At 74.5% G+C, this 9946-nt stretch carries 12 protein-coding genes; 6 read left to right on the top strand and 6 right to left on the bottom strand.

The genetic code is table 11. The features are described 5' to 3' along the window. The coding region (locus tag ACZDWJ_RS00690) for a hypothetical protein (RefSeq protein ID WP_463518984.1) at positions 1-380 on the bottom strand (380 nt) is incomplete at its 3' end. Positions 381-545: 165 nt separating this feature from the next. Then, positions 546-2117, bottom strand: a complete 1572-nt coding sequence (locus ACZDWJ_RS00685) for a bifunctional phosphatase PAP2/diacylglycerol kinase family protein (protein WP_463518983.1) — start codon at positions 2115-2117, stop codon at positions 546-548. A gap of 51 nt (positions 2118-2168) precedes the next feature. On the opposite strand from ACZDWJ_RS00685, the gene ACZDWJ_RS00680 reads away from it, so the two are divergent. The 6 genes from ACZDWJ_RS00680 to ACZDWJ_RS00655 all read left to right on the top strand — a co-directional run bounded on the left by ACZDWJ_RS00680 (position 2169) and on the right by ACZDWJ_RS00655 (position 7472). Further along, entirely contained in the window at positions 2169-3140 is a 972-nt protein-coding gene (locus ACZDWJ_RS00680) for an aldo/keto reductase (RefSeq protein WP_463518982.1), read from the top strand. Between the two features lie 152 nt (positions 3141-3292). Further along, complete coding sequence (gene serS / locus ACZDWJ_RS00675; protein WP_463518981.1) at positions 3293-4585, top strand: serine--tRNA ligase; 1293 nt, start codon at positions 3293-3295, stop codon at positions 4583-4585. Next, positions 4582-5424: an HAD family hydrolase gene (locus ACZDWJ_RS00670; protein ID WP_463518980.1), complete on the top strand. Its 843-nt coding sequence runs from the start codon at positions 4582-4584 to the stop codon at positions 5422-5424. Before serS ends, ACZDWJ_RS00670 begins: the two co-directional genes overlap by 4 nt. Next, entirely contained in the window at positions 5421-5903 is a 483-nt protein-coding gene (locus ACZDWJ_RS00665) for a GNAT family N-acetyltransferase (protein ID WP_463518979.1), read from the top strand. The genes ACZDWJ_RS00670 and ACZDWJ_RS00665 overlap by 4 nt, the downstream gene beginning before the upstream one ends. Beyond that, on the top strand, positions 5900-6742 hold the full coding sequence (locus ACZDWJ_RS00660) for an HAD family hydrolase (protein WP_463518978.1): 843 nt from the start codon (positions 5900-5902) through the stop codon (positions 6740-6742). Before ACZDWJ_RS00665 ends, ACZDWJ_RS00660 begins: the two co-directional genes overlap by 4 nt. Positions 6743-6830: 88 nt before the next feature. Further along, on the top strand, positions 6831-7472 hold the full coding sequence (locus tag ACZDWJ_RS00655) for a hypothetical protein (protein WP_463518977.1): 642 nt from the start codon (positions 6831-6833) through the stop codon (positions 7470-7472). A 34-nt stretch (positions 7473-7506) separates the two neighbouring features. Here ACZDWJ_RS00655 and ACZDWJ_RS00650 read toward each other — a convergent pair whose 3' ends face one another. From ACZDWJ_RS00650 to ACZDWJ_RS00635, 4 genes are all read right to left on the bottom strand, one after another. Then, positions 7507-8124 carry a bacterial proteasome activator family protein gene (locus ACZDWJ_RS00650; protein ID WP_463518976.1) on the bottom strand — a complete coding sequence of 206 codons (618 nt, stop codon included), beginning with the start codon at positions 8122-8124 and terminating at the stop codon, positions 7507-7509. Between the two features lie 61 nt (positions 8125-8185). Further along, positions 8186-9154 carry an NAD(P)H-quinone oxidoreductase gene (locus tag ACZDWJ_RS00645; protein WP_463518975.1) on the bottom strand — a complete coding sequence of 323 codons (969 nt, stop codon included), beginning with the start codon at positions 9152-9154 and terminating at the stop codon, positions 8186-8188. 141 nt (positions 9155-9295) lie between these two features. Further along, positions 9296-9622: a DUF6457 domain-containing protein gene (locus ACZDWJ_RS00640; RefSeq protein ID WP_463518974.1), complete on the bottom strand. Its 327-nt coding sequence runs from the start codon at positions 9620-9622 to the stop codon at positions 9296-9298. A gap of 73 nt (positions 9623-9695) precedes the next feature. Beyond that, complete coding sequence (locus ACZDWJ_RS00635; protein ID WP_463518973.1) at positions 9696-9881, bottom strand: hypothetical protein; 186 nt, start codon at positions 9879-9881, stop codon at positions 9696-9698. Between the last annotated feature and the right edge of the window lie 65 nt (positions 9882-9946).

Genomic DNA, 9946 nt, shown 5'->3' with positions numbered 1-9946 from the left:
CCCTGGCGACGCAGCGCGTCGAGGTGCACGGTGGCCAGCCGCTCGCGCAGCTCGCGTCGGGCGATCAGCCGCTGCCGGGCGATCTCGAGGCCGACCTGCACCAGCCCGTAGAGCAGCCACACCGGCAGGCCCACCACCAGCACGGCGAGCAGGCCCTCGCGGCGGGTGCCGTCGACCTCGACGCCGAGCACGTCGATCCCGCGGAAGCCCGCGAGGATCGCGCCGACGCTGACCGCCGCGGCGAGCAGCAGGAGCAGGACGCCGAGCACCCGCAGGCCGAGGATCGCCCGGGAGAGGCCGCGCAGGCCGGGGACGTCGGGATCGGTCCGGCGACGTCGCGCGTAGCGCGGCGGGTCGGCGGCCCGATGGCGCGCGCTCATGCCAGGCGCCCGGGTCGTCCGGGGCGTCCGGTGCACGGGTCGGCGTGCGTCATCACCACTCCTGCACGGCAGGTCGGGGCCGCGTCGGGACTCCGAGCATGCCACGCGGGGCGTGGCGAGCCGGGATGACCCGGATCAGCGGGGATCAGCGGGGATCAGCGCGGATCAGCGGGGCACGCGGACGAGCACCCGGCCGTGCAGGCACTCCATCTGCAGCTCCCGGCCGGGTCCGATGGTGTCGCCGTCGAGCTGGCGGGGGGTGTCGGTGGCGGCGCGCAGCACGACGGTGCGGCCGGTCATCCGGTTGACGAGGTCGTCGGTGCGGCGCTGGCGCGTCATCACGCGCACCGCCAGCGGGATCCAGGACAGGAACCGACGTGGGTGCAGCAGCACGACGTCGAGGCGGCCGTCGTCGATGGCGGCGTCGGGCAGCAGCGGCATGCCGGCCTGCAGGTAGCCGACGTTGCCGACGACGATCGTGCGGGCGCGGTGCTTGGTGAACTCCCCGCCGTCGACGCTGATCTCGACGCGCACGGCCGGGAACATCAGCGACTTCAGGGCCGAGAGCACGTAGGCCAGCCAGCCGACGCGCTTCTTGATGTCCTCGTTGACGCCCTCCATGATCGCGGCGTCGAAGCCCATGCCGGCCATCACCATGAAGTGGGAGTCCTCGATGCCGTCGCCGCTGACCGAGACCAGGTCGATGGCGCGGTCCTGGCCGGTGAGCGCGACGTCGATGGCGGCGCGGATGTAGAGCGGGATGTCGAGGTTGCGGGCCAGCAGGTTGCCGGTGCCGGCCGGGATGATGCCCACCGGGATGCCGGTGCCGGCCAGCTCGGCGCAGACCTCGCGCACGGTGCCGTCGCCGCCGCACACGATGACGAGGTCGGCGCCCTCGACGGCGGCGGCCTCCGCCATGCCGGTGCCGGGGTCCTCGACCGTCGTGAGGTGCCAGCTCGGGGCGAGCCAGCCGCTCTCCAGGGCCATCGAGGTGACGATGGCCTGGAACTGGTCGACGTCCTCGACCTTGATCGGGTTGAGCACCACCGCGAGGCGGCGGTTCGAGGGGAACGCCTCGGGCAGCGGCTCGGCCTTGAGCGCGTGGCTCACCGGGAGGGGCGACCAGACCGCGAGGCCGATCAGCACGATCGCCGCACCGAGCAGGACGCCGCCGACGACGTCGGAGGGGTAGTGGCGGCCCAGGAGCACGCGGTCCAGGCCCACCAGCAGCACGACGACGGCCAGCCCGACCTGGGTCCAGCGGCGCACGCCCGGACGGCGCACCAGCATCTGCACGATCACCGCGCACAGCAGCGCGAAGGCGGTGATCGACGACGCGTGGCCGCTGGGGAAGGCGTTGGAGCTGAGCAGCGTCTCGGTGTCCTGCCACGGCGGCCGCTCGCGTCCGACCCACACCTTCAGCCAGGCGGTGGCCTGGCTGGTGACGATCATGACGCCGAGCACGAGCCAGGCGGCGCGCCGGTGGTTGCGGGTCCACAGCGCCACGACGAGGACGACGGTCAGCACCGTCATGCCGATGGTGCCGAAGGTGAGCTCGACCCAGCGCAGCAGCGAGTGCAGCCCGCCGTCGACCGCCCAGGTGGACGCCGGCTCGCCGCGGTGGTCGAGGTCGACCAGCGGCTGCCAATCCCCGCGCACGAGCCCCGCCAGCACCCCGAAGGCGACCAGGAGGACGCCGGCGAGGCCGAGGAGGGTGGTGCGGGAGCGCTCGAGCACGGGGGAAGTATGCCCGTCGAGGCGACCACGGCCCGTGCGTAGGCTCGGGGCATGGTCGCCACGCGTCGTCTCGGTCACTCCGGTCTGGTCGTCTCCGTCGTCGGGCTGGGGTGCAACAACCTCGGTCGTCCGGGGACGGCCAGCGAGTCGCAGGAGGGCACCGACGCCGTCGTGCACGCCGCGATCGACGCCGGCGTCACGCTCTTCGACGTCGCCGACATCTACGGCGGACGCCCCGGGCTCTCCGAGGAGCGGCTCGGCGTGGCCCTGAAGGGACGCCGCGACGACGTCGTCCTCGCCACGAAGTTCGGCATGGACGCCGACGGCGCGAACGGCGCCGACTTCGGCGCCCGCGGCTCGCGTCGCTACGTCGTGCGGGCCGTCGAGGCCTCGCTGCGCCGCCTCGGCACCGACTGGATCGACCTCTACCAGCTGCACACCCCCGACCCCGCCACCCCGATCGAGGAGACCCTCGGCGCGCTCGACGACCTCGTCACGGCCGGCAAGGTCCGCTACGTCGGCCACTCCAACCTCTCCGGCTGGCAGATCGCCCACGCCGAGCACCTCGGCCGTGCGCTCGGCACCCGGTTCATCTCCGCGCAGAACCACTACAACCTCCTCGACCGCCGCGCCGAGCTCGAGGTCGCGCCCGCCTGCGAGGCGTTCGGGCTGGGCCTGCTGCCGTACTTCCCGCTGGCCAACGGCCTGCTCACCGGCAAGTACCGCGGGGGCGCCCCCGAGGGCAGCCGGCTGACGATGACGCGCCAGCACCTCGTCGAGACCGCCCAGGGCGAGCAGCTGACGCGCTTCCACGCCTTCGCCGAGGAGCGCGGGCTCACCGAGCTGCAGGTCGCGATCTCGTGGCTGGCCACGCGTCCCAGCGTCGGCAGCGTCATCGCCGGCGCCACGCGTCCCGACCAGATCCGCACCAACGCCGAGGCCGCGTCCTGGACCCCCACGTCCGACGACCTCGCGGCCCTCGACGAGATCTTCCCGCCGGCCGATCGCGTCGCGCTGTACTGATCGTCCGGGCCCCTCCGGTCGGCACGTGGCACGCGAACTGTCTGCTGGTGACCCGACATCTCGCGTGCCAACCAGACGATGACCCGGTCAGCCGGGTCATCGCCGCCGCGGCCGCCCCGAAACTCGGTAGCACCCCCGGATAGCCTGAGGCCGTGATCGACCCCAGGCTCCTCCGCGACCAGCCCGACCTCGTCCGCGCCGCCCAGGCCAAGCGCGGCCTGTCCGACGCCGTCGTCGACGAGGCGCTGGCCGCCGACTCCGCCCGCCGAGCCGCGATCGTCACGTTCGAGGCCAAGCGCGGGGAGCAGAAGTCGCTGGGCAAGGAGGTCGCGCGGGCGCAGGGCGAGGAGAAGCAGGCGCTGCTCACGCGCACCAAGGCGCTGGCCGCGGAGGTCAAGGAGGCCGAGGCCGCGCAGGTCGCCGCCGAGGCCGCCTGGCAGGCCGCGCTCACCGCGATCCCGAACCTGGCCGCCGAGGCCGCGCCCGCGGGCGGCGAGGACGACTTCGTCGTGCTCGAGCACGTCGGCACTCCGCGCGACTTCGCCGCCGAGGGCTTCGAGCCGCGCGACCACATCGAGCTCGGCCGGATGCTCGGCGCCATCGACCTCGACCGCGGCGCGAAGGTCTCGGGCAGCCGCTTCTACTTCCTCACCGGCGTCGGCGCCGAGCTCGAGCTCGCGCTCATCAACCTCGCCATGCAGCAGGCCCGCGAGGCCGGCTTCACCCAGGTCATCGCCCCGTCGCTGGTGCGTCCGCGCGCCATGGACGGCACCGGCTTCCTGGGCCAGGCCGCCGACGACGTCTACCGCATCGAGGGCGAGGACCTCTACCTCGTCGGCACCAGCGAGGTGCCGATGGCGGCCTACCACTCCGACGAGATCCTCGACGCCGCCAGCCTGCCGCGTCGCTACGCCGCCTTCAGCCCCTGCTTCCGCAAGGAGGCCGGGTCGCACGGCAAGGACACCAAGGGCATCATCCGCGTCCACTGGTTCGACAAGGTCGAGATGTTCGTCTACGCCGACGTCGACGACGCCGAGGCCGAGCACCAGCGGCTCCTCGCCTGGGAGAAGGAGTTCCTCGGCAAGCTCGAGCTGGCCTACCGGGTCATCGACGTCGCGGCCGGCGACCTCGGCCTCTCGGCCATCCGCAAGTTCGACTGCGAGGCGTGGATCCCCACGCAGGGCAAGTACCGCGAGCTCACCTCCACCTCGAACTGCACCGAGTTCCAGGCCCGTCGCCTCGACATCCGCGGGCGCTACCCCGCCGCCGACGGCGCCACCACGGTCAAGCCGGTCGCCACGCTCAACGGCACCCTGTGCGCGATGACGCGCACCATCGTCGCGATCCTCGAGACCCACCAGCAGGCCGACGGCTCGGTGCGGGTCCCCGAGGCGCTGCGCCCGTGGCTGGGTCGCGACGTCCTCGAGCCGATCGCCGGCGCGTGAGCGCCCCCGCGCCCGGGGCCGACTGGCGTCCCCGGCTGGTGGCGCTCGACATCGACGGCACCCTGCTGCGCTGGCGCGAGGGCTCGGGCTCCACCGAGCCCGAGCTCAGCCCCGCCGTCGTCGACGCCGTGGGCCGGGCGCGTGACGCCGGCGCGCACGTCGTGCTCTCCAGCGGCCGCGCGCCCGACGGCATGACCGAGGTCGCCACCGCGCTCGGTCTCGGCACCGAGGACGACCCCGCCTGGATCGTCGCCTCCAACGGCGCCGTCGTGTTCCGCTACCCGCCGCTGCGGGTCGTCCACGAGGAGACCTTCGACGCCTCCGAGGCCGTCGCGATGATCCTCGCCGAGCACCCCACCGCCCTCGTGGCCGTCGAGGAGCGCGGCGTCGGCTACCGCGTCAGCGCGCCGTTCCCCGACGGCGAGCTCGGCGGCGACATGGTGGTGGCCGCCGTCGAGGAGCTCGTCGCCGAGCCGGTCAGCCGCGTCATCATCCGCGACCCCTCGGCCTCCGCCGAGGAGTTCCTCGGCCTCGCCGAGCGCGTCGGTCTGCACGGCATCGACTACGTCGTCGGCTGGACGGCCTGGCTCGACCTCGCGCCCGTCGGCGTCTCGAAGGCCTACGGCCTGCAGATCGTCGCCGACGCCCTGGGCGTCACCGCCGCCGACGCCCTGGCCATCGGCGACGGCCGCAACGACCTCGAGATGCTCGGCTGGGCCGGCCGTGGCGTCGCCATGGGCCAGGCCGTCGAGGTCGTGCGCGAGGCCGCCGACGCCGTCACCGCCCCGGTCGACGAGGACGGCGCCGCCCAGGAGCTCGACCGGTGGTTCGGCGCGTGAGCCTTCCGCCGATGATCACCACCGAGCGGCTGCGCCTGCCGCTGGTCGACGCCGCGTTCGTCGCCGATCTGCGTGCCGGCGTCCGGCGTCCGGAGTTCCACCCCGACTTCCCCCGCGAGGACGACCTCGACGGGTTCGGCCTGTGGGTCGAGGGCGACCCCTGGGGCTCCCGCGTCATCGTCCGCGGCGTCACCGCGCTCGGCACGATCGGGTTCTTCGGACCGCCGCAGCCGGCCGCCGACGACGTCCCCGAGGTCGAGGTCGGCTACGGCCTCGTGACCGAGGCGCGCGGCTGGGGCTTCGCCACCGAGGCCCTGCGCGGCCTGCTGGGCCACGTCGACGCCCTCGGAGTGCGGGTGCGGGCGAGCACCGAGCCGGAGAACGCCGCCAGCCTGCGGGTGCTGGCCAAGGCCGGCTTCACCGATCTGCGCGGCAGCGACGACGAAGGACACCTGGTGATGGCGAGGCCGATCCCGTGAGCGAGCAGACCCCCCTCGACCCGCCGATCGACCTGCCGGTCGACGCGCCCCTGCCGCGGCTGGTGGCCACCGACCTCGACGGCACCCTCGTCCGCTCCGACGGCAGCGTCTCGCCCTACACCCGCGAGGTGCTCACCGCGCTGGAGCAGCGCGGCGTCCCGGTCGTCTTCGTCACCGGTCGGCCGCTGCGCTGGGCGGCCCACGTCTTCGAGCACGTCGGCGAGCACGGCCTGGCGATCATCTCCAACGGCGCGGCCGTGTGGGACGTCGCCGCCGACGCCCCGCGCCTGGTGCGCGCCATCGAGCCCCAGGTCGTGCTCGACGTCGCCGAGGAGCTGCGCGCGGCCGTCCCCGGCAGCTCCTTCGCCATCGAGGACCTCGATGGCATCAACCTCGAGCCGCAGTTCATGGAGCGCGCCCACATCCCCGACGTCGCCCGTCGCGCGCCGCTGGCCGAGCTGGTCGACGGCGGCGTCCTCAAGCTGCTCGCGCGGCACGAGGAGCTCGGCCCGCAGGAGTTCTGGGATCGCGCCGAGGAGGTCTCGCAGGGCCGGCTGACGATCACCTGGTCCTCCTCCACGACGCTGCTCGAGATCAGCGCGCCCGGCGTCACCAAGGCCTCCACCCTCGAGCTGCTCTGCGCCGACCTCGGCCTGGGCGCCGCGGACGTCGTCGCGTTCGGCGACATGCCCAACGACCTGCCGATGCTCGACTGGGCGGGGCTCTCCTACGCGATGGCCGACGCGCACCCGAGCCTGCGCGAGGTCGCCCGGCACGTCGCCCCCGGGCACGACGACGACGGCGTGGCCCGGGTGCTCGCGGCGCTCTACGGCCTGTGATCCCGGTCGCAGCGTCCCGCGGCGACCTCGCCCGTCGGGGGAGCGTCGGGCTGGTCCCGGCGGCGCTCGTCTGGTCTCATCTGGTCTGATGGTCACCGTGCTCAGCCTCCTCCCTGCCCTCCGCCGCCCGGCCGTGGGGCGCCTGGCCCGCCGCGTCCTCGCCGGCGGACTGCTGGCGACCGCGCTGAGCGCCCCGACCCTGGTGGCCCCGAGCCCGGCCTCCGCCGCAGGCTGTGCCGCCCCGGCCGTCGCCACCGCGGCGCGTGACGCCGACGCCGTCTTCGCCGGCACCGTCCAGGCCGTCACCATCGCCCGCGACGGCGACGCGCGCACCGTCACCCACCGGGTGCGGGTGAGCGCGCTGTGGAAGGGCAGCATCAGCACCGACGACGTCCGCGTCGTCACCCGCGCCTCGACGCCCTACGGCTGCCCGCTGGGCCAGCTCAAGCGCGACACGCCCTACGTCTTCTTCGCCACCGCCGACGGCGAGGTGTGGACCGCCGCCAAGGACGACGGCACGCGCGAGGCCACCGCGGGCCTGCGCCGCGCGCTGAAGGACATCTACGGCGAGCCGCGCGTCCCGGTGTCCCCGGAGCCGTCGCCGCTGGTGCTCACCCGCGTCTCCGACGCCACCCCGATGTCGGCCAGCCGCGCGGCCGCGCCCGGCGCCGCGCTGGCGCTCGTCGGGCTGCTCGGCCTGGTGCTGGTGCGGCGGCTGCGCCGGGGCTGACCGCCCCCGCGGGCTCCCGTCCGCCCTGGCGGACTCAGAGGTAGAGGCCGCCGGTGCCGGGCTGGTCGTCGGAGGACGCCTCGGGCGCCTGACCCATCATCGGCGCGCCGCCGGGCACGCCGCCGCCGGCGGGCAGGCTGCGCCGGATCTGCTCGAACTGCGCGCGGGCGGCCATCTGCTGGGCGTAGATGGCGGTCTGGATGCCGTGGAAGAGGCCCTCGAGCCAGCCCACGAGCTGGGCCTGCGCGATGCGCAGCTCGCCCTCCGAGGGCGCGGCGTCGTCGGCGAAGGGCAGCGCCAGACGCTCGAGCTCCTCGACGAGCTCCGGGGCCAGGCCCGCCTTCAGCTCGCCGATCGAGGCCTCGTGGATCTCGCGCAGGCGGGTGCGGCTGGCCTCGTCGAGCGGAGCCGCCTTCACCTCCTCGAGGAGCTGGCGGATCATGCTGCCGATGCGCATGACCTTCGCCGGCTGCTCGACGAGCTCGGTGATGTTGCGCTCGCCCTCGCCGTCCTCCTCGCCGCCCTCGGAGATCTGGGCGGCGGCGGCCTGCAGCGCCGAGGCCGGCACAGCGGCCATCGGCTGGCCGTCGGGGCCGACGATGACGATCTGCTGCTCCTGCTCGGGCTGACCGGGGACCTGCTGCTCGCTCATGACCCCACCCTACGGATCGGCCGGGCCGCAGCGTCGGGCCGGCCGGGTGAGGGCGGCGGCCTCAGAGGGTCAGCAGGATCTTGCCGCTGTGGGCGCCGGAGTCCATGAGCTCGTGGGCGGCGGCGACCTGCTCCAGCGGCAGCGTCGCGTGGACGAGCGGCTTGATCGCGCCGCTGCCGATGAGCGGCCACACGTGCTCGACGACGGCCGCGCAGATCGCGCTCTTGCCCTCCACCGGACGCGCTCGCAGCGACGTCGCGATGACCGCGCCGCGCTTGCGCAGCAGCGCGTTGATGTCGAGCTCGGCGCGGGCCCCGCCCTGCATGCCGATGATCACCAGGCGTCCCTCGAGCGCGAGCGCGTCGACGTTGCGGGCCAGGTACTTCGCGCCCATGTTGTCGAGGACGACGTTCGCGCCGCCGTGCTCGCGGGCGATCTCGACGAAGTCCTCCTCGTGGTAGTCGATGGCGCGGGTGGCGCCGAGCGACTCGCACAGCTCGCGCTTCGCGGCGCTGCCGGCCGTGGTCAGCACCGTGGCGCCCAGCGCGGCGGCCACCTGGATGGCGAAGGTGCCGATGCCGCCCGCGCCGCCGTGCACCAGCAGGGTCTCCTCGGGGCGCAGCCCGGCGACCATGAACACGTTCGACCACACGGTCGCGGCGACCTCGGGGAACGCGGCCGCCGTCACGAGGTCGACGCCCGGCGGCAGCGGCATGACCTGCCCGGCGGGCACCGCCACCAGCTCGGCGTAGCCGCCGCCGGCCAGCAGCGCGCACACCTCGTCGCCCACCGCGTGGCCCTCGACGCCCTCGCCGAGCGCGACGATCGTGCCGCTGCACTCCATGCCGATGATCTCCGAGGCGCCCGGCGGCGGCGGGTAGAAGCCCTGCCGCTGCAGCAGGTCGGCGCGGTTGAGGCCGGCGGCGGCCACCTTCACCAGCACCTCGCCCGCGGCGGGCGTCGGGTCGGCGACCTCGCCGACGCTGAGGACCTCGGGACCACCGGTCCCCTGGGCGATCACGGCACGCATGCGGCCAGGCTAGGGGAGGCGTCGGCCCGCTCGGTCACCCCGCCGGTGCCGATCAGGTCAGGGAGAGCTGGACGTTGTCGGGGGAGGCTTCCCCTGACAACGTCCGGCTTCCCCGGACATCCGGGGAAGCTGCCCCTCCCCTCAGACCAGGTCCCCCACATCGGAGGAATGGTCGATGGCGGAGTCGTCAGGCACGTCGACGTCGGGGGCGGCGTCGGGGTCGGGGGAGCCGGAGGGGCGGTCCCAGGACTCCGCGAGGCGCTGGGCGCGGGCGGCGAGGTCCTCGACGTCGACGTCGGGAGCGTGGGTGGCGGCGGCGATCCCGAGCACGAAGGCCGTGATCGGGGCGGCGGGGCGGGCGACCTGGTGGGCGGCGACGCGGGCGAGGTCCAGCACGAGTCCCTCGTCGATCTCGGCGTCGACGTCGAGGACGTCGCACAGCTCGTCGATCCAGTCGTGGAGGTTCACGACGACCAGCCTGCGCACCCGCGGCCGGGGTCCGCAAGACCCGCGGCGCATCGGGCGCGCCGGCTGCTGCTGCCTATTGCTGCGCGCCGCCCTCGGCGAGCGCGGCCAGGTCGTGCCAGGTGTCGACGTCGTGGTGCTCGAGGCCGGCCGCGGGGACGTCGGCGAGGTCGAGCGGCGCGAGCAGCGCCCGCATCGCCATCCCGTGCTGGCCCTCGCGATCGGGCCGGCAGGCGGCGAGGCGGACGGGGTCGAGCACCATCGCCAGCTGGGCACGTCCGGTCGGATCGACGAGCCGGGCGCGGGGGGGGGGGGGGGGGGGGGGGG

It is taken from the genome of Nocardioides sp. B129/18 (assembly GCF_055282735.1).
This window is presented reverse-complemented; position numbering and strand designations above follow the sequence as displayed.

Excerpts from the sequence above, each read along its gene's own strand:
- ACZDWJ_RS00645 (WP_463518975.1), bottom strand. The coding sequence starts at position 9,154 with ATGCGTGCCGTGATCGCCCAGGGGACCGGTGGTCCCGAGGTCCTCAGC.
- ACZDWJ_RS00680 (WP_463518982.1), top strand. The coding sequence starts at position 2,169 with ATGGTCGCCACGCGTCGTCTCGGTCACTCCGGTCTGGTCGTCTCCGTC.
- ACZDWJ_RS00635 (WP_463518973.1), bottom strand. The coding sequence starts at position 9,881 with ATGGTGCTCGACCCCGTCCGCCTCGCCGCCTGCCGGCCCGATCGCGAG.
- ACZDWJ_RS00650 (WP_463518976.1), bottom strand. The coding sequence starts at position 8,124 with ATGAGCGAGCAGCAGGTCCCCGGTCAGCCCGAGCAGGAGCAGCAGATC.
- ACZDWJ_RS00655 (WP_463518977.1), top strand. The coding sequence starts at position 6,831 with ATGGTCACCGTGCTCAGCCTCCTCCCTGCCCTCCGCCGCCCGGCCGTG.